We start from the raw sequence: 23,714 nt of genomic DNA on the forward strand, positions 1-23,714 counted from the left end.
CCCGGTTAGGGCAACCCATGCCAGAATCAACCTATGACTGCCGCATCCTCACGGGTCCTCGCCCCAGGAAGAATCTCGCCGCGCCGCTCGGTACCAGAAGCGATCACCCGCCCGGAGTACGTCGATCGACCAGCACCAGCCCCCTACACCGGTCCCGAGGTGAAAGATGCCGAAACGATCGAACGGATGCGTATCGCGGGCCGGATCGCCGCCAACGCGCTGCAGGAGGTAGGGCGGGCAGCCGTGCCCGGCGTTACGACTGACGAACTAGACCGAATTGGTCATGAGTTCCTGTTGGACCACAACGCCTATCCGTCCACGCTGGGATATCGCGGATTTCCCAAGTCGCTGTGCACCTCGTTGAATGAAGTTATCTGCCACGGTATCCCGGACACGACAGTTCTCGAGGACGGCGACATCTGCAATGTGGACATCACCGCCTACATCGGTAGCGTGCACGGTGACACGAATGCCACCTTTCTGGTGGGCAATGTCGACGACGAGTCGCGGCTACTGGTGGAGCGCACCTACGAGGCCACCATGCGCGCGATCAAGATGGTTGCGCCAGGTCGACCGCTCAACGTGATCGGCCGGGTCATCGAGTCGTATGCCAAGCGGTTCAACTACGGCGTAGTCCGAGACTTCACCGGTCACGGCATCGGCACCGCTTTCCACACCGGGTTGATCGTTCCGCATTACGACAGCCCTGATCTGGATGTAGTCATGGAAACCGGCATGACGTTCACTATCGAACCCATGATCACGCTGGGAACCCACGAATACGACTTGTGGGATGACGACTGGACCGTCACCACGCAGGACAAACTGCGGACCGCGCAGTTCGAACACACCCTGGTCGTGACCGGCTCCGGTAGCGAGATCCTCACCCAACCGGACAACGTCGAGTGATTGCGAGCATTCCGCCGCTGAGCCTGCAAGAGTAGCCACCACCAGCCCGCTTGTGCGGGCGTACTCGGAATGGAGCAGGGATGGCTACGAAGTTGCCCGGACAGTCCACTTGGCCGAAGAACGTCAAGACCTTGGCTGTCGATATTGGTGGGTCAGGTATTAAGGCGTCGGTCTTGGATCGAGATGGCAACATGCTCACCGAACGGGTGCGGGTCGATACTCCTTATCCCTGCCCGCCGGAGCAGTTAGTCGCGAAAATCCAGCAGCTGTGTGATGACCTCCCGCGCTCGCAACGGGTCTCCGTTGGGTTTCCCGGTGTGATCCGAGGCGGGAAGGTGCTGCGGGTAACCGCGCTATCGCGGTTAGAGTACGGCGGGCCCACCGATCCCGGTATGGCGGCGCACTGGCACGGCTATCCACTGGCGAACAACCTGGCCGAGATGTTCGAAACCCCCACAAAAGTCGTCAACGATGCCGACATGCAAGGGTGTGCCGTCGCGGAGGGGAACGGCTTTGAGTTTGTGATGACCCTGGGTACCGGCGTGGGAACCGCAGTGTTCAACGACGGCGTCTTGCTCCCGCACATGGAACTATCCCACGGCTCTTTCCGCAAGGGCCTGTCGGTGGACATCGCCCTAGGAAACGCCGCTCGCAAGCAGATCGGGAAGAAAAAGTGGCGCAAGCGAGTGCTAGAGGCCATCAACTGGTTTGACGCAATGTTCTTGTACGACACCATTTACATCGGTGGCGGCAACGCCAAACATATGCTGACTGAATCTCTCCCCGACAACGCAAAAGTCGTACCCAACTCTGCTGGCATCACCGGTGGAGTTCGGGTGTGGGACCTCGCCACTGAGACCAGCTGACCACTAGCTGCTGGGCTGGTCATGACCAGCTCGCACAGCAACGCCCCCGGACCACTCGCTGCTGGAGGATCCGGGGGCGTTGATCGGGTCTACTTAAAAGCCACGTGTACGTGGTCGTAGTGACCAGGCGTACAGCCGCCTCGGTTCATAGGACGCCAGTCCTTCAGTTTCTTCTTGCCGGAACCGGCAGCCCAGTACTTGTTCTCCCAGATGAGATAGCGCACGCCGTGTTTCTTGGCGTTCTTCATCATGTACCTCGCTACCTGGTCACCGGTCTTCCGGTTCTGGGTACAACTGCCGTTTAGGTTGGTCATCACGTCCAACGCTCTCTCGGCGGACGGATGATGTCCGCCGTACGAACTAATCAGCTGCACCTTCTTGAACCGGGACGCTGCGCAGCGACCAGCAAGTGTGGCATCAACCGTGTAGCTGAACCGCCGCTCGTTAAACCGCCTGTTGTTCTTGCAGCCCTTGTAGAAGGGCTTCTTGGCCTTTGCTTTGACCGCCGACGGGGCGGCGCCGGTTTGACTCTCGCCCGCCGTCGATGCGGGGGCGGTCGCGGTCACTCCTGCGAACATCGCGCTGGTTGCAAGAATAGTTCCAGCTATGGCGCTTGTTGCTCTCATGACTTCATCACTCCTCACTCGTCAGTACCGAAGTTCGGCACCCAGTGATGATGTGCCCTTCTAGGACCGAATCGCTACATTTCTGCGACATAAGTGAGATAGAGCACCATTGCGGAATCCGTGGAAAACCTGACCCCTGACGCTTCGTGCGGAGACACGACCCCGCATTCACGCTCAAATGCAGGCTCTTTGGGGCACGAATGGAGTAATGGTTACTCTTCGTGGTGCTTTTACTGCGAAAACAGCTGTTTGCGTGACATTCGATTACCGAACATGTCGCACGTATGTCGCAGCCATGTATCAGTTCGTTGCCACGCAAGTCAGTCGATGATCGCGAGTTAGGTGGTTAGGCGGCCTGCAGTCGACCCGTTCGTGCCACCCCGCCAAGTCCAAGTCTCAACGGCGACCGGCGGACGAGTCGGTCTGTAAGCCGGATTCTGTCCCGGTTGCCCGGGGGCGACCATCCATCTGCGACTGCCGTTGCCGGCAGCCTGATGCAGCCCACCCGCGAACTCGGGCGGGCAGCCCTCAATCGTTCGCGCAGCCGACGCCAGGCGCCGACCTCTTGGCCTTGCTCCAGGTGGGGTTTACCAAGCCGCCCGGGTCACCCCGGCCGCTGGTGGTCTCTTACACCACCGTTTCACCCTTACCGCCCGAAGGCGGCGGTCTATTCTCTGTGGCACTGTCCCGCGGATCGCTCCGGATGGGCGTTAGCCATCACCCTGCCCTGGGGAGTCCGGACTTTCCTCGATACTTCCGCTAGGCAGAAACATCGCGGCCGCCCGACCGACTCGTCCGAGACAAGAATACGCAATTTGCAGTGGCAACCTCTACCACTCGGACCACGGCAGCCTCAACCAATCCGGGATCCGCCGCTGGTTAGCTGGCGTCTCGAATCAGGATGCAGCCACACTCGTCACACCAGACCACCTCGTCGGCAGCCGCTGCTTCCACCGCGGCAGCCTCAACTGGCGGGATGCTCAACCGACAACCCAGACAGCGACCGTTGACGAACTGTGCCGCGGCGATACCCATGGCATTGCGCGACTGGCGATAGGCGGAAATGAGGTCCGTGGCAATGGCTGCCGCTAGCTCCGTGACTGCTTGCTGGTGCTCGTGTGCCGACTGACGTAACTGAATCAACTCTGAATCACGATCTGCTTGGGCAGCGGTCATGGCCATCTCGGCATCGGAGACTTGCTGTTCAGCAGTGGCCAGTCGCTCCTTGATCCCTTCTTGCCGTTCCATCAAATCCAACTCGGCATCCTCAGCATCCGCGATCCGGCGCTGAAGTGCCTGAGCTTCGTGGGCCAACTCTCGCTGCACCTTAGCGCTCGCGCCGGAGTTCATCGCCTGCTCATCCCGCCGCTTGCGCTGCTGCAGGCGATCCAAATCCTGCTCCGCACGTTTGATTTCGCGCGTGAGATCCTCAGCCTCGGTACGCAGCCGGACCAGTTCGGCGCTCAAATCACGCAGCCCGACCGTCAACTCCTCGACACGCACCGCCACCGGCGAACTCTTGATCGCGGCGGCCACCAGTTCCGCTTCGATCTCATGACGCTGCAACTCCAACAACTGCAACTGCTGTGCTGCCGCCGCCTTCATCGATGCCCACCAGTAATGCTGAAGGTCCAAGGATCAGTGTTGATCTGCGACACCTGCGTCACGATCTGCCCGCCTTCCGATGCGATGCGTTCGATAAGCTCATCTGCTGCTGCCTGCAACCACAACCACTCCCCTGCCCAATGCGCAATATCCAGCAACGCAATTTGACTGTCAGCCCGAAACTCTGACGCCGGATGGTGCCGCAAGTCGCTGGTGATATAAGCGTCCACGTCGCTGCGGCGGACATCAGCCAGCAGTGAATCACCAGCCCCGCCACACACCGCCACCTTGTGAATCAGTGCTTTGGGGTCACCTGCAACTCTCACCCCATGTGCAGTAGCGGGTAGCGCACTAGCCAACCGCTCAGCGAAATCAGCCAGAGTCGCCTCAGCGACCGCTCCGATTCGTCCCAGGCCCCGCTCACCCGGGACAGCAACGCCATCGACAACCGTGAAGGCCGGTTCCTCGTAGGGGTGTTCACGTCGCAACGCGTGTACGACATCGCTGATTCTTTCCTGCGGCAAGACCATCTCTACTCGCCGCTGATCCACCCGCTCCAACGCCCCTACTTTTCCTATGGTGGGATCAGCGCCCGGCAGCGGCCGGAATTGCCCGGTGCCATCGGTCCAATATGCACAGAAGTCGTAGTGGTCGGTCCGACCCGCACCGGCTGCTGCCATCGCCGCGATCAGCGGATCGGTGTGGTCAGCCGCATCGTGGACCACAATCCGAGCTAGTGGCACCTCCGGCAACGGTCGCAGCGGTACGCGCTCCACTCGCATTCCCACCGCATCAGCTAACGCGTCGTTTACACCGCCGATCGCCGAATCAGCATTCGTGTGCATGGTGAGCAAGCCACAACCGGCCTGGATGAGTTGATGGACCGCCCGGCCCTTGGCAGTGTTAGCGGCGACCGAGTGCACCCCGCGCAAAAGCAGCGGGTGGTGGGTGACCAATAGATCGAAACCACCAGCGGCTGCCTCATCGATAACGGCTGGTAACGGGTCCACAGCGAACAGCACCTTGGTGACCAGCTGATCCGGGTCTCCGGTCACTAATCCCACCCGATCCCAGTCCTCGGCGATACTGGGATCGAATCGCTGTTCCAGTGCGGCGACCACCTCGGCCAATGACAGCGCTGAAGACTCGGACACGCTGGCAGCCTAGCGCCATAACGGCGGGATCGATGGCGGGTCTGCCAGTCCGAGCGAGGAAACCACACCGGGTGCCTGCCCACCGACGGGCCGCAGCGACAATAGAGCGATGATCGAGCGCATTGCCAAGTTGCTGGCCAAAGCGGAACGCGCCGCCACCCCCGCCGAAGCCCAGGCCTACTTCGACAAGGCCCAGACACTCGCCACCGCTCACTCCATCAGTTTGGCGAAGGCACGCCTCACCACGACCGAAATCCGAATCTCACCGATCAACAAGCGCATCCTGATCGGCGAGCCCCGGCGGCATGCCAACCGGCACCTGATCAACCTGATGTATGCAGTCGCTACCGCTAACGACCTGCAGATGGACATCGCTCACAACTCCACCTACCTAATCTTGTTCGGCTTCCCCTCCGACATTGCCGCCGCAGAAATGATGTGGAGTCGGATCTCTACCCAAATGGTTCGCTACGGCGAAGAGTTCCTTGCCGCCGGGGAATGGCGTGCCGATGTGCGCCTCGTCCGGGACCGGCGACGAACACGAACCGCTCCGATGACTAAGCAAACCGCGCGAGCGCAATACTACGAATCTTTCATTGCTGAGGTACAGGCCCGATTGCACACAGCGCGGGAGCGTGAAATCGCGCAGCAGCGGCAGCGGGAAGCGCAGCAATCACAGACCCAGGCTGCGAACGGTCCCACTGCTACTGGCACCGAGATCGCCCTGCGAGAGAAAGCCGCCGAAGTGGCCGACTACTACCAGCAATCTTCCGAAGCGCGCGGTTCCTGGCGCGGCGGCAGCCGCGTGCAGGGACTGTCACAGGCAGCCGAGCAGGCCGGGCGCCGAGATGCACATCGAGTCGCGTTACCCGGCACCGCCGAAGTCGCCGGTGGTCATCGGGAACTGCCGGCGTGAGCGTCGACCCGCATCGGTCAGCGGTCTACGCGGCGGAGGATCACCTGCGTGGATTGCTCAGCCGTGGCGGCACCATCGATTTTCACGGCTCACTGCTGGATGTACCGATCGAGCGGCGCTTCGGTGATATCGCTGGAGTCCAGCGGTACTTGGCTGCCGTTCGAGAGCACCAGTGGGGGCACCCGGATGTGCCGGCGCCACAGGTGAAGGCTAGCCGCGCCACCACCCGAGCCACCTGGACCGAGCCGGACACCATCGCTATCCCGCAGCGACAGGACTGGGCGATGCGGGAAAGTGTGGCGCTGCATGAGTACGCCCATCACGTGCAATTTCACCGCACCGGAACTACTCGGCACGACCGCGAGTTTTGCCAACTCCTGCTGGATCTGATCGACAACGCCATGGGGCCGACGACTGCGCTGCTACTCCGCGCCGGGCTCACTGATGGCGGCGTCTTTGCGCAACCGCGGCGCTGATACTGCGCGGCAACTCAGCTACTCGCAGCCGATACCGTCACCGTCCCGATCCAGATGCGTACCGTAGCCGGGGTCGCCGCGGTATACCGGTGCGGCACCGGCAGCACGGGCCGCATCGCAGTTCACGAAGGCCCCGCCGCTATCCAGGTTGCCGCCAGACCCGGAACCGCCGGAGCCGCTATTGTTGTCGGCTGCCTTGCCGCAGATGTGGTCGGTGCGCTTGTCGAGTCGGTGATACTTGGCCTGCTTGCGGTGCCAGTCGTAGCCGTCAGTGCTGTCGTAGCGAGCGTTAGCCAGGCCCTTTTTGATCAACTTCGACCCGAGGTCAGCCCCATTGGGTTTGCGGACATACCGCAGCATCCGGTCATAGCGATCCATATTGTCGGTAGTGGCGGACTTCTTCAGCCGGAAGCCTCTGCTCACGAACCGATCGGTGAACGCCGTGGCGCGCTCGAAGCCACATTCGCCACGTTCTGGGGTGTCCACGCCAATCACTCGAATTGAGGCGCCGCTGGCGAGCCGCACGGTATCGCCGTCCACTGCCCAGCCGCGGCGCAACCCCGCGTCCGCGGAACCGGCCAACGGTACCGCCACAGCCACGGCAATAGCCGCGACCAATAGTCGTAGTCGAATTGTCCCCCGCATTACTTCCCCGTTTCAGTCAGTTACCACGCATGCAGCAACTTAGCCGCCTAGACATTGTCATACCCACGCCGGAAAGCATTTAGACCGTGAGGAGTCTCACAGCCGCCCACGGACCTGTTGAATCCGGCCCACCGGCCACACCTATACCGTCCTACTGGCCCCAGTGGCTGCTGACCGGCAACTAGGCACCCCGGTTGGGGGGCCGCAGTCGGATCGTTTTGGCAGGACTGACGCCAGCGTCGTTGGCAGCGCGCATCCGTAATATCACTGTCGCGTTATCTTTCCGGGCCCCGGTCAGGGACTTGCGTACTTTGTTGGCGCCAGCGAAGTTCAGCCGCACGTTATTGGCCGCCGGATCAATAGCGGTCCTGCGCCAGCTGGACCATCCCCCGCTTGTTTCGTTCCAGCTGACCCTTACCCCGAATAGCGAAACGCCAATGAATTTCGGGTGGTCTCGCGTCTACGTCGCCAAACAATGCCATCTTCAAGCGCAACTTCTTTGGCGTCAGCTGACTCTTGCTCGCTTTCCGCTGCAGCTTGGCCAGTTGCTGACGTCCGCTGCGACCCCATTCGGGTTGTGAATGCTCTTGCCACTCCCACCTGTTAACACCTGCGCAGGACCAGGCTTTGTGGCCGTGTCACTATCAGCCCAGCCGGCGTTGAACATGGCAACTGTGCTGTTGGAGTAACCCGGTACATACATTTCATTATTGGCACCCACTGCAATATTCCGGGCGGAATTGAACCCGGTCATCATCTTCAACGGAGCCTCATCACCACCACTCCACGCCGACGCAGTACCCGTTATCCCGGTAGCGAGCAGCGCAGCAACTCCGCCAGCCATCAAGATCTTGCTAGTTACTCCACGATTCCGAAACATCAGGACCTCCGTGGTTAGTGCCTGATTTCCCGCGGTGCCGGTGCCAACTGAGAGCAATCTTGCGCAAATCTTGAGGTTGGGAGCAGGCTGCGCTGAATCACCGCACATTTGGCCATCGCATGAAGCGATTCGACGTCCGCCCATGGTGGCTGTGGATCGCCTAGTTTGCGTGAGCTGGCTACGCCAGTAACTCCATCACCAGTCGCAACGTGGCCGGTTTTACTCCCATGCCGAGGTGACTCCCGCTGACTTCGATATTGGTCGCACCGGGAACAACACAGGCGCGCCAGTCCACTACCCCCTCCGACTTGGAGTAGATCGATACGAGATCGACTTCGGCGGGCATGGGGGCACGGCTGGCCACCATGTAGGGACAACTGCATTCCGGGGTGACACATTGCCGCTGGCGTAACTCCGGGTCAGTTTGGTGGGCCACCCGCAACACCGATACCAACGGTTGCGGTACTTCGTAGAAAGCGAACTCGTGATTGAGCGGCGCACCCAACGAAATCACCTGCTCGATGAGTTCCGGATGTCGCGCTCCCAGCCCTCGTCCGAGCAGTCCACCTCGGCTGTGTCCCACCACCAGCAGCCGTCTGCCCTCGTCGGCAGCTACTGCACGCCGGGCGACGTCGGCGATGCGATCTACCGCACGGTCTGAGCAGCGGATGTTGGACCAGATCTCGGATTCGACCACGTGGTAGCCGCCGGCCTGCAGCACGCGGCGCATCGGGAAGGTCGACGGGTCACCGAAACCGAAGCCAGGCAGCACCAGAACTGGTCGCTGCTCACCATTCGGCAGATCCGAGCTGAGCTTTGTTTCTCGACCGAGCAAAGTGGCTTCCCACTCGGCTAGCTCGACAGCGAATCGAGACTCCGAAGTGGCACGGGCGGCCCAACCAGGGAATCTGCGTAGCCAGCCAGGTAGCCCACGCGGAGCCCACATCTGATGCGGCAGGTGCTCGTTGAGCCAATCCATATGACGATCATGGCGCATCACAGCGGTTTGGCCAGTCAGGTTGGCAGTGCTAGTCGTGGCGGAGGAGGTGATGCCGTGTCGTTGTGCGTTGCCTTCAGTGGCGAGTACGGAACTTGATTCGAGCGACATTGCCAGTGCCCTCAAGATTGATCGCCCGCACCTTGACCCGATATCTCGTGCCTGGTTTCAGTCCGCGGTAGACCAACCGGTACTGACCGAGGCGACGTGTTTCCAGATCCGCCGCGGGCGCACCGGTCCAACGTTGCCAGCGCTTACCTTCCTTCATGCGAGCGTCATAGCCAATAATCTCCGAGGTCCCAGCGTCCTTCGGTGCGCGCCACTTGACGATGACGCGCTTGCGCTTGGCTCGGGCCTTGGACCGGGTAACCCGTCCGGGTAACTGGGCTATTGGTGGCGCAACTGGCTGTGGGGCAACCACCGGCTGCGGATCTACCGGCTGCGGTGTGGGCGTGGGCGTGGGTGTGGGCGTGGGTGTGGGTGTGGGTGCTGGTGATTGTCCGGAGTTCTCGCTGATCCAGTCTGTGTAGTTGGTGACGCGGGTGTAGACACCGGGGTAGCTCGGATCGGCGCAGCCGTATCCCCAACTCACAACCCCGGCCAGGGCATAGGTCCCGTTGTTGTTCACTGCCAGCGGCCCTCCGCTGTCACCCTGACAGGAGTCCTTCGTGGGTGGGGTGAGGTAGCCCGCGCACAACATGGTGGTGTTCAGGTATTCACTGCCCCAGGGATCTGGGTAGGAACCGCAGGATGCATCCGCCGGATTAGTCAGCACGTCCACTGTCGCTGCCTGCAGTTGCGCAGGGAAACTCGACCCGTTGGTGGCGGTATTACCCCAACCACTGACTAACGCCGAAGTGCTCGCAGCAGGCCAACCCGCCCCCAGTACCGCCGGGTCCGGGACCGCAATCGCCTGCTTGGTGGTGCCATCCAGCGTCAACGGCGCGGCTAGTTCCAACAGTGCAATGTCGTTGTCCGTCGTGGCCGAGTTGTATCCGGAGTGCACCACAACTTGCGACACCTCGGACCGGGCGACGTTCGGAGAACCCAACGTGGTGATACCTGCACCAACCTCCACCGACGCAGGACTGACCGCTGCCCCAGTGTTGCCCACCACGCAATGAGCAGCGGTAATGATCCAATCCACGCTCATGATCGAACCACCACAAAACTGTGCGTTGTAATCGTCGTTCGGCACGCTCGCGTGCAACAACGCCACCTGCCACGGCGCCTGATCAACCGTGATCGGTTGCCCATTAATGATCTTAGTCGAGACACGTTTGTATGGGTCGTCGGCGGCTTGAGCCGATACGCCCAGCGAGCCCAGTAGTAATCCGGCAACCACACCGACAGCCACTGCTAAACGTCGCGTGACGGCGGAGCCGCGCTGGTGACTCGAGGGGTAACGGGCGTACACATTTCGAGCATGGGCATTCGGTCCCGATTCAGCCACTCAAAAGTCGTGAAATTGAGCAAGTCTTGAGGTTCCGCCACCCACATGGCCGCAGGAGTATCGCAACGACCAGATGCCCTAGGCTCTACCAGTTAGTTAGACGCCACCCAGGGCACGGCAGCACACGTGCTCGGTCACTGGGGCGCGGAGCTAGTTACTGGGACGAGGCATCCACCTGTCATGATCGTGCGGCACCTTGGGAAACGTCTGTTCATCCCAACGCTGCTTGGCGATTTCGATCACGTCCCGATCGGAGGCGACGAAGTTCCACCAGATGAATCGCTCCCCCACCGGATCACCGGCTAACATCATGGCCTGCCCAGTTCCGGTCAACTCGACTTCTTCACCAGGTGTCAGTACCGCGAGCTGGCCTTCCGCTAGGGCCCGACCCGCAACCGCAAGATCACCGGCCAGGCTGATGATGCCGCGCTCGCGATGCTCGGCAGGAATCTGCAACAGTCCGTCTGCCAAAGTCAGGTCCGCCTCCAGCAACTGTGACGACCCCTTGATTGGTGAGCCCATCCCCCAACCAGTACCTGCTAGCACCCGCACCGTGGCACCTCGCTGTGATTCGGAGGGGATGTCACTTCCGCCGGTATGTTCAAAGAAAGCCGCGGAGGACTCGGCGTCTTCAGGTAGCGCTACCCAGGTTTGCAGCCCAGCGAGATCAGAGGCACCGGACCGATCCGGCTCCGGTGACCGTTCGGTATGACAGACCCCGGATCCGGCGGTCATCCAGTTCACTTCACCGGGATTGACCTGTTGCACTGCCCCGGTGGAATCACGGTGCACCAGCGAACCAGCGGTGAGGTAAGTGAGTGTCGACAGGCCGATGTGGGGGTGCGCAGCAATATCGGCACCGATGCCCGGGTCTAGGTGCTCCGGCCCCATGATGTCGGCATAGATGAAGGGGCCAATCATCCGTCGCTTTCGAAACGGCAACACTCGCCGCACGGTGGCGTCACCAATGGGCCGCTCGCGCGGATCAATCATCATCTCGATCGCTTGAGGTTCCATCTCCTCAGTCAACCATCGAAGCTCATTGCACGTAAGCGGAGTCGCCATGTGCCGGGCGACTCCCCTGGTGGTCACCCGATTTCAGGGCTGGACAGATTTAGCTCGCATCAGCGGAGTCGAGGCTTTTAGCTTTGGCGGGGGTAGCCGACGTGCCATTAGCCGAGGGTGCAGAGCCGGTGGCGGAACCATCGTCGTTGACTTGTGAAACATGGACTCCGTATCCGGTGCCCACCTTCGGCTCCCGCTTCCGATGGAGGTGATTGAACCGATATTCGCCGCAAATCCGGAGGCGCGGGTGATGCGGGTGATCCGCAGACCCATGGTTTCGATAATCTTCCAGCCACCCCAAATTGTGCCGGCTGCTACTTACGGAAGCTTCGGCAGGTGGGATGTGGGTGCCACCCTCCCACGCCATCGGCCCTGAGGGCGGGGATGCCTTCTTCATTGTTGATCTGTGCTTGGAAAATCTGGCGGTGACTGGCGAACAGGTCGCTCCTGGCGCATCACTGTTCATCGCCTTCCAGTGGGCTGACATTCCCGAGTTCAAACACATGGCGACCGATCAAAAATCAATCATGCACCAGGGGCATAGTTCCTAGTTGAATTGCTTCGAAGCGCGGTTCTCAACCGACACCGAGCACCTCGCCCGCCGGCGCTGTTTTCACCGCGCGTAGGTAGACCTGCGCCACCTCCGCTGCGGGAGTTCCGCCAGCCGGATCCTCCCCCATGCCTGCGAGCGTCTCGGCTACCCAACCAGGCGACACCGAGTTCACCCGCAATTGCGGTACATCAAGGGCGCAACTACGCACGAACCCTTGCAAGCCGGCGTTGACCGTGGAAAGGATACTGCTGCCGGGCATCGGTGCATTCGCCAAAACTCCGGTCGATAACGTGATGGCGCCACCTTCCGCTACCTGTGCGGCACCGAAACGCACCAAGTTGACCTGACCCATGAGTTTGTTGGCTAAAGAAAAAGCCCAGTCCTCGTCGGAGGACTCCAACAGTGGAACAAACCGAGCGGACCCCGCACACGACACGATCCCGGCCAACGGACCCAATCGCGCGAAGAGGGACCGCACGCCATCCGCGTCCGAAATGTCGAGGTGATGATCGGCACCCGATCGGGCCGCCGTGATTACCTCGTTGCCGTCGGCGGCTAAGGCTGCCGCCACCGCACTGCCAATGGTCCCGGTCGCTCCCACGACCAATACTGGATTACTCACCCTGATCCCTCTCGTGCAATCCCCAACCTAACTGTGAGACCCAGCAGGAGTCTTTGCGGACTCGGTGTGAATGACATACCACCAAGTGTCAGAAACCTACCGGCTAGCTGCTGAGCTCAATCGATAGTGAACCCACCCGAACGGTGTGGTCATCGACTTTGGTCATACCCGCGGATGTTAACGCTTCGGCGGCTTTCGCCAGATCGGCCACCTTCACCGACATTCCCTGCACCTCTAGCTGCGAGGCGGAAGACACCAGCAACGGTGGGCCTTCGGAAAAGGTGAACGAATCCTTAGCCTCACGAGGTGCCATGAGCTTGTCCAGCGCATCCCGATGCGCAGCGTCCACACCCACATGTACTGCGGTCACTTGCTTGATACCTGCCGAATTGTCGGGCGCAACCGGACCGGTGGTGCGGGTGGGATAAAAGGTGTGACACAACTGCAGTGCAGTGCTGCCGGTCGCTAGCGATGAGATGCCAACCCGGGTGTAAATCGGATGCCCCTGCACCACGACAGCGTCGAACGGGTCGTGTTGGATGCCGCGACTGGCCAGATTGTCAGCCAGCGTGTCGAGATTTGTCGGCTCGAACGTTAGCCAGTCATCGAGTTTGTTTTGGGTCCGATCAACTGCGCAGATCTCAAGGTTCAGGTTGCCGAATCTGATGCCCGCAGTAGCAAAGCCTGGCTGTTCCGACAGCGGCCAGCCATTCGTCAGACCCGTGGCAAACAAAGCCTTGCTCATCGAACGCAACTCATCAATATCCAGGACGGTCGTGATGTGGTCGGCAAAACCGACTACCGAGTCAGATTCAGGCATGCCCCGACGGTAGAGGTCGCAGGCGTGCGACGCGAATTAGCGACGCGGGCACTTGTGCACCTCGACCAGCAGACGGGTGCGCCGCCCATCTTGGCGCTGCTGTCGACACTCACCTCGCCACCGAAGCCGGCCACTACTAGATTCAGTACCGAGGGGATTTCCACGAGATAACCACCAGTCCCCAATGTGAATGCTCTGAGGAGGGCCCAACAATCATGGTCAAGATGCTCGTAACAGTAAACATTTCCAAGGGGTTTGCGACCTGGAAGGAAATGGCAGAAAGGTTGAACCCGGAAATGGAAAAGGCCGGCGTCAACATGGTGTGGGCTGGCACCAATCCCGATGAGAGCCAAATCTTCATGGTGGTGGAGATGCAAGATCCCGTTCAGATGAAGACTTTTGGTGAGCGAGAGGACATCGCCAAGGCTCGCACCGAGGCAGGTGCTGACGTTGCGAGCACGACCATCATCTCCCCTATCGGCCAGGACTGGCTGCCCTGACCGCAAGCGGCGAGATCATGCGCCGCCTACTTGAGCGACCTTCAGCCTCGAAACGGCTGCACCCTAGTCAACGAAACGGTGCAGTTGGCTGCCCGGTTTCGTTAAGACCTCGCCCTTGTTCGACCCAAACTTAATCCTGAAGTTCGATTTCGCCGGGGCGCCAGGTCTTCTCAAACCATGCCTCCAAGGGCCCGTACAACCGAATAATCGCGAACCAGGTCTTCCCGGGTCGAGTTTGGATCCAGTTACCCACATTTTCCGCAGGGCGATCCGGGCCGAACGTGAGATTCACGCTGCCGTCCGCTTCGGTGACAAGGTCTGGTCTCATACTGTTGACGCTTGGGAAAGCCTGCTCCGGCGTTTGGAGCATTGACCGGGTTTGCACGTCGTAAACGACTAGGGACCAGAAGTTTTTCGCAGGTACGTCCGGTGGAATATGCATGGAGTAGTTACGGTCGCCCTCCAACCAGGCACCGCTACTATCACGAGCGACCGCCGCATACTGCGAACCCACGCCCGGCATCTTCAAGATCATGGCTGGGGTGTTTACGGTCGCCATGTAATAGAACATCAGGCGCGCGTCGGCGTCGACGCCACCCGCGCCGTCGTTAACCAAGTAGCGGTAGTCATTGCCGTACAGCATGTTGTACCACATGCTGTTTTCTTCACCGTATAAATATGCTTCCGGTGCACGGGGAGCGAAAGTAACCGCACGCGCATACGCATTCCCCACCATCACACCACGCTCAAGGACTTCACGCTGCCGATCTGAAGGTTCGAACGGTTCACCCTTCCGGATCCCCAGCAGGCTTGCCATACCGAGAATCTCGGGATCAAAGGCTTCCGGCGGTTCTTTGTCGATAGTCCGGTGGATCTCTTCAAAAAAGGATTCGTGATTGGAGTGGATCGTGTTCACTTCCGCCCCGGACATGTTCTTCCAGATCATGGGAGGGGGGTTGTCTTTGTCCCTTAACGCATACGATTTGATCCCATTTCGGAACAGTTCGGAAGCGGGTTTGGTGTCACCGTCAACCAACATTCCACGGCACGGTAGCCAGTTCACGTAGGTCGGGGTGTGGGCCACGAAGTAACTGTCGCCTTCATGTTCTACGAGTTCGCCATTTTCTTTATCACGCAGCGGACCCGAGTAGTCGGGCCCTAGCACCAAATACTTGCCGCCTTGACCGCGATCGGGCCCCGGAGAACCCATATCAATCACGAAGGAAAATGTTGCATCGTTGATAGTGCTAGGCCCACAGTTCGGTGGGATTTCTACAACAACAGGTCCCGATTCCTCTAGATCGAGGACGCCGAAGGCGTAGACGGTGTCGGTGTTACCCGTCAGGAACAGACTGTTGGAATCCATTAAGTCGTCGAAAATCACCCAGCGATTTTCGACCGGACCAGGCTCAATAAAGTCGGCTATGCCCTTGCGGATTGCCTCTAAGCTCGCCACGGGAACCATGCTGATGAAGAGCGAAGTGGCTCGATTCATATCCTCAAGGTCATAGGCATCGTTCAGGCTGTCCATAGTGGGAAATCCATCAACAAAGGACAGCGACGATCCAGGAAGTTCCAGTGAATCTGATGTCAGCAAATCTTCGGGGATGTCGTTGTTGTAGTTCTGCGTAGGCACGCTTGGACCTTCCTCAGTTGTTGTGGAGCTATTGCTCAGGCCATTCAATCTAGAGCGTGCGCGATGCAGACACCACTCACACGATCATGGTTGACAGTGAGTTTTCCGCATCTCGAATCAAGCGGGAACCCCTCGTCGCATCCCCGCCGGCCGAAGCAAATCGGATGGCTCAGCGAGACGACCAATCACTTGGCTGCAATGAGCAAATCAGTAACCTCGGATACGGTCGCAACAGGATTTCTTCGGAGGAATAAACATGACTCAATCTGACGCAATCGGCCACTTCGATGGCAAGACAATCAGCTATACCTATGACAATGGCTGGGATTTCAGCAATACCTTCGAGGGCAATATTCGGGTCACTATGAGCCCACGCCGTGGTGAACTACGCGAACCAGTGCAGATTCGCGAACTGCGACCGAACGTATTTCTTGTCTCTTGGATAGATGGTGAGATGGGACTGCTCGCCCAAGTCATCGATCTCGACAACCGCACCGTACTCGCCGCGATTCCGTCCGAGAGCGCACCGACGGAAACCGAGATCATCAAAGCGACGATCTCCGCCTTCGATGAGTGATAGTCCCCGAACATCGGAGTGGCAGCCCGCGGGTTTCAGACGACATGGCGATCATCTAGTGAGGACCGGGAACGAAAATGGGAGTGTCGACTAGCGTCGGCTACATGAAACCGGATCGAGGCCTGAGAATCCCCTCTTAAGGCTCTTCGATCGCCCTACACCTCACGTCGTGGTGTGGCGATTTTCTGCACTAACTGTTGTTACAGGTACCAGCCACAATGAGACCCCGTTTTAGCATGGTCTTAACCACCTCAGCACCTGGCTTCTGCTCATGCGGTCCTGACTATCCAGTTCCGGGGATACGGCAGCGCTTCTTTGGCTGATTCTTTACTTTCCACGACCGTGACCACTTCTCGGGTTGGGCCCCCAAGAAGTCGGGGAACTTAGCCACGACTTTGGCAGTAAAGGTCAGCCCAACCGTACAACTCGGCTTGATTCTTATCGCCTTGCTGCCGGCTGTGCTCTCGCGGCCCTTGCCCTTCTTCTTAGTGATGTCGCAGTTAATCCGCTCGGCTTTGCCGGTTAACCGTTTGCCCTTGAGGAAACACTTCGCTTTTATCTTCGTCAGTTCGCCGTCAGTGCCTTCCCAGTTGACGATCTGGGTCCGCTTCATGAACTTAATGTCTTTACTCGCTTTCCGAGCATCCACAATCAGATAAGGCTTGCGAGGTTTCGGAGTTGGGTTGGGAGTAATAGTCGGCGATGGCACCGGTGCGGGACTTGCCGTCGGGCCCGCCGTCGGATTTACCGGAGGCACAAAGGGTGGCGGCGGGTTAAACGGAATGATGGGGATGATGACGCTGAGACCGTACCGGCGAACAGAGTTTTGGATCTCTTGCACGCCAGGATCAGGTATCTGAAAATCTGAATTCGATACCCACAGTCCGCCATTGGGGTCGAATGCGACCGAACCTGGATCATCGATCAAAGTATTGGGCCCGACAATGCGAAGGATGGGCTGCGGGTTGTCCGGCCAATAAACGTTCACGGCGTTCGGTTTGGTGTTTGCCACCCAGATGCTGTACGGCTGTTGTAGCTGGTCGGAACCTGGGCCGATCGTAATGCCTTCTGGTGTGTTTAGACCGGTGCCGGCAGTGCCAGACAACGTCGTCGCCTGGCTGAGGTTGCCTGTGAGCGCGTTGCCGCGATAGCTCTGCAAAGTCCCGTTTGAGCCAGAAATCCAGAAGGTCGTATCAGTCAATGTTGAATCAGGGACGATAGCGACGCCCCACGGCCGTGAAGGCACATTACTCGTTGAAGCCGGATCGAGGACCCAGTCAGGCTTTTTGTTGATAACGCCATTGCATCCGGTGACGTTGAACGCCAGGATTTTATTCTCGTTTCTTGAGCCCTGATTCGGTCCTGGGTTGGCAACCAGAATCACGGTTTGACTGGAGTCGGGATGCACCTGAATCTGTTTCGGATCACCATTTTGTCCGAACAGTAGACCTGTCTTGTTCCCAGTGACCTGACAATCGGGCGTGAGGACTTTTGCCGTGTCGCCTCCGCTTAGCGGCAACTGGGACTCGGCGAGCCGCAGTAACCCAGCATTTTCGGTACCAACCCAGAGATTCCCAGCGGCGTCAAAACTTAATCCCAGCGGTCCTTGGACACGCGTATAGGGGAACTTCACTGCATTCTTGTTGATTTTGATGGTCGCGGTGGGTGGTTGATTCACCGATCCAAACTGTTGCTGCTCCCCGTAGCTGTACATGGTGATTGATTCATAATCTTGGCGATTATTAGCGACCCAGAGATTTCCATAGCGGTCAAAGGCCATGCCATATGGGGCGTTAAGGCCGGTTTGATCATCAGCGAAAGCCCCGACAAAACTGAGGTTAGGCGCAATGTCCTCGTCGTCCGCCTGTGATGCAGGTGTTCCCACGAACATCACCAGGCTGGCGGCGAGGAGCGAGACGATAGCCATCAAGGCCCAGATGATCCGCAACTCCCCTACACTGCGCTCTCGACTCGATGTTGTCGTGGTTTTCGATGGCGTCAGCGGATTCATGTGTCATTTACTTTCAGTCGAGACAAAAGATAAAATACTGGGTTTTCGAATGGGTCTCTAGAGTTCACGCAAGTATTGGTCAATCGAACTAGGGGCAATGACATTTCACCTCTGCAAAACACAGCGACCCAAGATGTGAGAACAACAGCCCGTCGCTTGCTGGGGCCAACGGTTACCGGGTCCTTGGCACGAACCTCTACGACGTATTTGGTGCCCGTTTGCAGACTCTTTCCGGGTTTCAGTCGCTTCCAGGTGTGACTGAATTAATTACTCCCTCTGCCATTGCCTGGATTAGTGACGTAGGCGAACTTCCCATTCGGTGCGATAGCCACTCCTCATGGCTCTCGACCCACCGTCACGGTGACTATTTGATTCAACTAAGCAGCAATCACGGTCAGTGAACCTGGACCGGTTTCGTCGCCTCGGTTGGTTGCATCAAGGCATTTGCCATTGGGGCCCACCGCGATCCCTCGTGGTTGGAGTCCGACGTTGTTGATCGTGGCTGCCACGGACTTTGTGCCGGAGTCAATGAGCGCTGTAGATGAGCGGAGCGATTTGGGAGGGTAGACGCAACGTGCGGCTATCGGATCTTGGTCCTGACGGTGGTGGCAGGCCCGGGAGCCACATCGTTAACGGCTCGGACCTGAATCTTGACCTTGGTTCCCCGTGGGTACGTGCGCAAATTATTGACTTTCTGTGTCATCCGGGTGACCCCTGCGCCACTGCCGATGGTGCGCCACGGACTCCATTTCGCTGATGCCTTTTCTCCCAATTTCTTGGACTTGGCCTTGATCCGGAAGTCGTAGCTGGTGACTGCGGCACCACCGTCCTCGGCTGGCGCTTTGATCGTGAGTAGATAACTCCGCTTGCTCTTGCCTTTGCTCTTGCCGGTCTTCTTGACCTTGATCTTTGCCTTGGCGACCTTGCCAGGGGCGGTCGCTACCGGCGGCGTCGGACCCGCGACCGGCGGCGGACTCGGGGCCGGCGGTGGAATGGTGGCAGGTGGCGTAGGAGCCGCGGGCGGCGGACTCGGGGCGGCGGGAGGTACCGCAGGTGTCACCCCGGCGGACACGCTCGACGCCACTGATGTGCCGGCGGCGTTTATGGCGGTGGCAGTGAAGGTGTAGCTCGTGCCATTAGTCAGGCCCGTGACAACGCACGACGTCGATGTCGTCGTGCAGGTGGCCCCACCCGGGGAGGCAGTCGCCGTGTAGGACTTGATCGCTGCGCCATCATCAGATGCTGGCGCGCTCCACGACACCGTTGCCTGGCCGTTGCCGGCAGCAGCGGTTACGCCGGTCGGTGCTCCAGGAGGTGCGACAGACCACAGCCGCGCCACCCGGTCGATGTTTGGGTCGCCACCGACATTGGTAATGCCGCCCCCGATCAGGTACTTCCCACCGGTGAGCTCCTTGGCGGAGTAGACCGGGCCGTTCAGGGTTGGCGGGGTGAAGGAGGTGCCCCGGCTGCCATCGGCATTCAACCGCGCCACCTGATTGGTGAAGCTCCCCCCAATCAGATACTTCCCATCACCAAGCTCGGCAACGGCATAGACCAGGGCATTCACGGCCGGCGAGGTGAAAGAACCGTCACGGGTGCCATCAGCGTTCAATCGCGCCACATAGTCGGTATTCGCGTCACCACCAGCATCGGTGAAGCTCCCCACGATCAAATACTTCCCATCATTGAGCCCGGCAACCGCTTCGACCGAGCCGACCCCTGCAAAGGTCGGTGGCGTGAAGGAGTCGTCGCGGGTGCCATCGGCGTTCAACCGCGCCACGTAGTCGGTATTCGCGTCACCACCAGCATCGGTGAAGCTCCCCCAATCATCGGCTGATGTCACCGTTATTGCCACGGTTAGCGGGCATCAGGAGCAGTGCCGCCACATCTGCGAGTTCCTGTCGCGACAACACCAGGCCCGCCGGCACCACGTTTCCTATCCAGAGACGAGCAAGCGACCCCAGGCAGCCGATAGCATCACAACTATGTCCTCACGCAAGACTGCAGCAGCCGACGACAGGTCCTGGTTGGGAATGATCACCGTTGCCAGCGTAGCTCTGCTCGCCGGTTTCCTGCTCACAGGTTGCAACGCCCAGGACCAGCAAGCGGAAGCAGCCTGGCGACAGATCGACTTGGAACAAGGGTTATACGGTTCGTCGCCATGGCGTTACTGCGACCTTCGTAACGGCAAGCCAAAAACCCCAGAATCCCCTCGGTACTTTCGCCTAACTGCAGAGGAGAACGGTTTCATGCTCAGCCAAGAAGAAGCGACAGACTGGCTCGATACCGTTTGCACCTACCGCTGGTGGCGAGAAATCGGCTGACAGGGCCTTGACCCGGGCTACTCCCCTGACTACACCTTCATCGGTGGGGCTCGAGTTCCCTGCCGCCGTCTACAAGACGAATCCGCCCGCCCCTGGTGTGCGGGCCCATGACCGGCCAATACGTCGAAATCGGCGGCGGCCATAAGCGACTGCGAGTCAGGAGAGGCCCCTGCGGTCTCCCGTCTTGCGGCTGCTAGTTGGAGTACTGGTCAGTCAGGCGACGCAACCCAATCCCCAAACCGGGGATGCTCCAAGTCGCAGTCGACAGCCTGGAGGGTGGCTGCCTCTGCGACGGTTATGACCGCGACTCCGTCCGATACCGGCCGAAACAATGACCGGCCGCCAATGGGGAGGAAGACGAGCACAACGAATCAGACAACAATTCAAACCATTGATCGAAGCGTGCGAAGTGGTCTGCCACTTCTGCGGCCGCCTCATCATCCCCGGCCAACGATGGGACATCGACCACATCGAGGCACACGCCAACGGCGGCGGCGAACGCAACTACATGGAAAGATTCACCACACAAACATTCAAAGCATCCGTGACCCGAGGCGCAGGTAAACGCGCACCACTGCTCACGTTGCATAACTACAAACAGTTCCCCGTTGGTAAACCAATCGAATGGGACATCCAACCCGACGGACTGTGGTGCAAGTGGCAGCTCGATCTGAAATCAGAAGCCGGTGCCGAAGCATTCCGGCAAGCCGACGAAGGCTTCGTCACAGGCCTATCGGTTGGCTTCGCTGCCGGACCCGAAGACCGCGTCGAAGAGATCGACGACCAGTTGCATGTCACCCGAGGCCCAGCCGAACTACGCGAAGTGTCACTGGTATCCGTACCCGCATACGCAGACGCAACAGTTGAAGCCACCCGAACAGCCACACCACCCAGCAAGAAACCAACAGGCAACCTATCCACCAGACTCCGACAACTGAAAGCAAAACAAATAAGCGAACGGGTACTCCTCGCACGGCTAGGACCAGAAGCACGCGCCGACTACGAACGAATCACACTCCAACGCTTCCACAAAGAATGCGCTGGACTCCTGTACCAAGGCGACCAGTTGCGGCTCAACGGTGACGGCAGCTTCACGCCATACGGACCCAAACGGACACTCATCGCCAAAGCCCTCGACCTCGGACTGTGACCACACCACCCCAACATCACAGAAAGTAACCAAAACCAGACGAAAACCAGCACACCCGTTTTTTGTAGCATGCATGCAAGACCTCGAACTCCCATGAATGAAATAAATCCCCCACACAGGATCGGGGTTCTGGGGCACATCAATCGGGTGGCTACGCAGAGTGATGGGGATGGCTGGTGGATGGCAGTAGTTGGCTACAGGATTGGAGCGTTGTGAAGGTTTGCAGCATTGACGGTTGTGATGGTGTGCATTACGGCCGCGGCTGGTGTCATCGCCATTATCAGCGGTGGCGTCGGAATGGTGATCCGTTGGCAACGGTTCGGCTTGCGCGTGGTGAGGTGGTGGTTTGTCGGGTTGATGGTTGTGATGGTGAGCACCGCGCACGGGGGTGGTGCGTTGAGCACTACAGCAAGTGGCGGAATTATGGTGATCCGTTGTGGGTGCGTCAGGTGGAGGTCTGCAGCATTGACGGCTGCGATAGCAAGCGTGATGCGCGCGGGTGGTGCAAGAAACACTACCGGCGGTGGCAGAAGTTCGGTGACCCGTTGAGGTCATCGGGGTATCAGTCGCGGGCTGGTGGTTGTGGCGTTGACGGATGCACCCAGCCGGTGATTGCGCGCCGGTTATGTCGTACCCACTACAAGCGGTGGAAGAGGTACGGCGACCCGTTAGGCAAAGCTGAACCCCCACCGGTCAGGTTGTGCGCCATTGACGGATGCGGCAACGCACATAAGGCGCGGGGATGGTGCCAGAAGCATTACAAGGAACTTCATCACTCGGGGTCGTGCGCCATCGAGGGATGCGGCAACGCACATAAGGCGCGGGGCTACTGCAATAGGCACTACGGCCAGTGGCGCGAGAAAGGACCGTGTGCGGTGGATGGATGCAACCGGAAACAGAATGCGAAGGGCTACTGCAATAAGCACTACAGGGAACTTCGGGACCCTGGGCCGTGCAGCATTGACGGATGCAACGGTAGGCAGACTGCACGCGGCTGGTGCTTCAAGCACTACATGAGGTGGAAGAACCACGGCGACCCCGAGACAACGAAAGTCGGAACGCGACCCGACAACGAAACCCCAACGTGGACCTACCTCATCCGGCACGACGGGCACGGGCTGATGAAGGTAGGCATCGGATTAGACGCACGACTAAAGCAATGGCAGAAGCGCGGATGGAGGGTTGTGGTGGCGGTGAAACCGGAGCGGCAGGACGCTGCAGCGGTTGAGCGGTTGATTTTGGGTTTGTGGCGGGGTCAGTTTGAGTTGCCGCCAGTTGATAAGGCGATCCAGCCGGAGGGGTTTACGGAGATGGCGGCGTTGGATGTTGATGCGTTGGCGGCTGCTGCGATGCAACTGACGCGGTTCGTGGGTCGGGAGACTGTGACGGCGCCGGATGTGTATTTCGCTCGTTACGGGATAGCCCTGGATCGTGGCGCAGGGTGCGGCTATGCGTTTTCGATTGTTGGCCAGTGTTGTTGCTGCGGGTGGTTTGACCGCGAGTATGTTGTTGGCGCCCGCGGTGGTGTCCGCGGACCAACTGGGAGTGATCGGCAAGAAGGACAACACGTGTGTGCTAGACCGGGGGGCTGATTGCCGCGGCGTTTCGGCGAAATATGAGGCGGAGCACCACGGGAATCTGACGGGAGCGAACTTCAGTAACGCGAAACTGCACGGCGCGGATTTCCGTGGCGCCGATCTAACTAAAGCCAAAGGCACCTACGCCAACCTGAACCACGTGCAGGCGCATGGCGCGAAACTGCCCGGCGCGAAACTGCAAGGTGCCAGCCTGAAACATGGCCAGTTTCCTGCAGCGGACTTATCCAAATCCAAGTTCGGGCCGGTTAAGAAGGCAAAATCCAAAGGTCGGCAACTACGAGCCAACCCCGGATGCGGCAAGAAATGTAAAGGTGCGGACCTGTCCAACGCG

The 23,714-nt window shown here is 59.4% G+C and carries 23 protein-coding genes and 1 other RNA gene; 10 read left to right on the forward strand and 14 right to left on the reverse strand.

Annotated elements, in window-relative coordinates; translation table 11 throughout:
• Positions 1-33: 33 nt before the first annotated feature.
• Together map and K0U62_06145 are read left to right on the forward strand one after the other, a co-directional pair.
• The gene (gene map, locus K0U62_06140; protein MCH9801102.1) at positions 34-909 is read left to right on the forward strand and encodes a type I methionyl aminopeptidase; all 876 of its coding nucleotides are present in this window, start codon (positions 34-36) and stop codon (positions 907-909) included.
• An 80-nt stretch (positions 910-989) separates the two neighbouring features.
• Positions 990-1,775 carry an ROK family protein gene (locus tag K0U62_06145; GenBank protein ID MCH9801103.1) on the forward strand — a complete coding sequence of 262 codons (786 nt, stop codon included), beginning with the start codon at positions 990-992 and terminating at the stop codon, positions 1,773-1,775.
• A gap of 89 nt (positions 1,776-1,864) precedes the next feature.
• Here the strand turns inward: K0U62_06145 and K0U62_06150 are convergent, their stop codons facing one another.
• The 4 genes from K0U62_06150 to K0U62_06165 form a co-directional block, all read right to left on the reverse strand.
• Entirely contained in the window at positions 1,865-2,401 is a 537-nt protein-coding gene (locus K0U62_06150) for a hypothetical protein (protein ID MCH9801104.1), read from the reverse strand.
• Positions 2,402-2,811: 410 nt separating this feature from the next.
• Positions 2,812-3,195, reverse strand: an RNA gene (rnpB, locus tag K0U62_06155) — RNase P RNA component class A.
• Positions 3,196-3,280: 85 nt separating this feature from the next.
• Positions 3,281-4,006 carry a hypothetical protein gene (locus K0U62_06160; protein MCH9801105.1) on the reverse strand — a complete coding sequence of 242 codons (726 nt, stop codon included), beginning with the start codon at positions 4,004-4,006 and terminating at the stop codon, positions 3,281-3,283.
• A complete protein-coding gene (locus K0U62_06165) occupies positions 4,003-5,127 on the reverse strand; it encodes a Nif3-like dinuclear metal center hexameric protein (protein MCH9801106.1) in 1,125 nt (374 codons plus the stop codon). The genes K0U62_06160 and K0U62_06165 overlap by 4 nt, the downstream gene beginning before the upstream one ends.
• Positions 5,128-5,269: 142 nt before the next feature.
• Here K0U62_06165 and K0U62_06170 point away from each other — a divergent pair, with 142 nt between their 5' ends.
• Together K0U62_06170 and K0U62_06175 are read left to right on the forward strand one after the other, a co-directional pair.
• On the forward strand, positions 5,270-6,076 hold the full coding sequence (locus tag K0U62_06170; GenBank protein MCH9801107.1) for a DUF2786 domain-containing protein: 807 nt from the start codon (positions 5,270-5,272) through the stop codon (positions 6,074-6,076).
• Positions 6,073-6,552, forward strand: a complete 480-nt coding sequence (locus tag K0U62_06175; protein MCH9801108.1) for a TIGR04338 family metallohydrolase — start codon at positions 6,073-6,075, stop codon at positions 6,550-6,552. Before K0U62_06170 ends, K0U62_06175 begins: the two co-directional genes overlap by 4 nt.
• An 18-nt stretch (positions 6,553-6,570) precedes the next feature.
• Here the strand turns inward: K0U62_06175 and K0U62_06180 are convergent, their stop codons facing one another.
• The 5 genes from K0U62_06180 to K0U62_06200 form a co-directional block, all read right to left on the reverse strand.
• Positions 6,571-6,930: an excalibur calcium-binding domain-containing protein gene (locus tag K0U62_06180; protein ID MCH9801109.1), complete on the reverse strand. Its 360-nt coding sequence runs from the start codon at positions 6,928-6,930 to the stop codon at positions 6,571-6,573.
• Positions 6,931-7,702: 772 nt separating this feature from the next.
• Positions 7,703-8,077: a hypothetical protein gene (locus tag K0U62_06185; GenBank protein ID MCH9801110.1), complete on the reverse strand. Its 375-nt coding sequence runs from the start codon at positions 8,075-8,077 to the stop codon at positions 7,703-7,705.
• A 178-nt stretch (positions 8,078-8,255) separates the two neighbouring features.
• Positions 8,256-9,185: a hypothetical protein gene (locus K0U62_06190; GenBank protein MCH9801111.1), complete on the reverse strand. Its 930-nt coding sequence runs from the start codon at positions 9,183-9,185 to the stop codon at positions 8,256-8,258.
• Complete coding sequence (locus K0U62_06195) at positions 9,151-10,527, reverse strand: trypsin-like serine protease (protein MCH9801112.1); 1,377 nt, start codon at positions 10,525-10,527, stop codon at positions 9,151-9,153. The genes K0U62_06190 and K0U62_06195 overlap by 35 nt, the downstream gene beginning before the upstream one ends.
• A 150-nt stretch (positions 10,528-10,677) precedes the next feature.
• Positions 10,678-11,544 (reverse strand): pirin family protein, encoded by an 867-nt coding sequence (locus K0U62_06200; GenBank protein ID MCH9801113.1) that lies wholly within the window; start codon positions 11,542-11,544, stop codon positions 10,678-10,680.
• 395 nt (positions 11,545-11,939) lie between these two features.
• Here K0U62_06200 and K0U62_06205 point away from each other — a divergent pair, with 395 nt between their 5' ends.
• Positions 11,940-12,143, forward strand: a complete 204-nt coding sequence (locus K0U62_06205; GenBank protein ID MCH9801114.1) for a hypothetical protein — start codon at positions 11,940-11,942, stop codon at positions 12,141-12,143.
• 24 nt (positions 12,144-12,167) lie between these two features.
• Here K0U62_06205 and K0U62_06210 read toward each other — a convergent pair whose 3' ends face one another.
• A complete protein-coding gene (locus K0U62_06210) occupies positions 12,168-12,767 on the reverse strand; it encodes a short chain dehydrogenase (protein MCH9801115.1) in 600 nt (199 codons plus the stop codon).
• 103 nt (positions 12,768-12,870) lie between these two features.
• Positions 12,871-13,587: a hypothetical protein gene (locus K0U62_06215; protein ID MCH9801116.1), complete on the reverse strand. Its 717-nt coding sequence runs from the start codon at positions 13,585-13,587 to the stop codon at positions 12,871-12,873.
• Positions 13,588-13,811: 224 nt separating this feature from the next.
• On the opposite strand from K0U62_06215, the gene K0U62_06220 reads away from it, so the two are divergent.
• Positions 13,812-14,087 carry a hypothetical protein gene (locus K0U62_06220; protein ID MCH9801117.1) on the forward strand — a complete coding sequence of 92 codons (276 nt, stop codon included), beginning with the start codon at positions 13,812-13,814 and terminating at the stop codon, positions 14,085-14,087.
• 130 nt (positions 14,088-14,217) lie between these two features.
• Here the strand turns inward: K0U62_06220 and K0U62_06225 are convergent, their stop codons facing one another.
• Positions 14,218-15,771: a DUF1254 domain-containing protein gene (locus K0U62_06225; GenBank protein MCH9801118.1), complete on the reverse strand. Its 1,554-nt coding sequence runs from the start codon at positions 15,769-15,771 to the stop codon at positions 14,218-14,220.
• A 208-nt stretch (positions 15,772-15,979) separates the two neighbouring features.
• Between K0U62_06225 and K0U62_06230 the strand changes: the two genes are divergently transcribed.
• Entirely contained in the window at positions 15,980-16,300 is a 321-nt protein-coding gene (locus K0U62_06230) for a MoaF N-terminal domain-containing protein (GenBank protein MCH9801119.1), read from the forward strand.
• A gap of 283 nt (positions 16,301-16,583) precedes the next feature.
• Here K0U62_06230 and K0U62_06235 read toward each other — a convergent pair whose 3' ends face one another.
• Both K0U62_06235 and K0U62_06240 read right to left on the reverse strand, forming a co-directional pair.
• Positions 16,584-18,311: a hypothetical protein gene (locus tag K0U62_06235; protein MCH9801120.1), complete on the reverse strand. Its 1,728-nt coding sequence runs from the start codon at positions 18,309-18,311 to the stop codon at positions 16,584-16,586.
• A 580-nt stretch (positions 18,312-18,891) separates the two neighbouring features.
• A complete protein-coding gene (locus K0U62_06240) occupies positions 18,892-20,154 on the reverse strand; it encodes a fibronectin type III domain-containing protein (protein MCH9801121.1) in 1,263 nt (420 codons plus the stop codon).
• A gap of 142 nt (positions 20,155-20,296) precedes the next feature.
• On the opposite strand from K0U62_06240, the gene K0U62_06245 reads away from it, so the two are divergent.
• The 3 genes from K0U62_06245 to K0U62_06255 form a co-directional block, all read left to right on the forward strand.
• The gene (locus tag K0U62_06245) at positions 20,297-20,635 is read left to right on the forward strand and encodes a hypothetical protein (protein MCH9801122.1); all 339 of its coding nucleotides are present in this window, start codon (positions 20,297-20,299) and stop codon (positions 20,633-20,635) included.
• Between the two features lie 391 nt (positions 20,636-21,026).
• The gene (locus K0U62_06250) at positions 21,027-21,785 is read left to right on the forward strand and encodes an HK97 family phage prohead protease (protein MCH9801123.1); all 759 of its coding nucleotides are present in this window, start codon (positions 21,027-21,029) and stop codon (positions 21,783-21,785) included.
• Between the two features lie 1,449 nt (positions 21,786-23,234).
• Positions 23,235-23,714: pentapeptide repeat-containing protein (locus K0U62_06255; GenBank protein ID MCH9801124.1), on the forward strand; the 480-nt coding region annotated here is incomplete at its 3' end.

It is taken from the genome of Actinomycetes bacterium (assembly GCA_022599915.1).
GTDB lineage: Bacteria > Actinomycetota > Actinomycetes > S36-B12.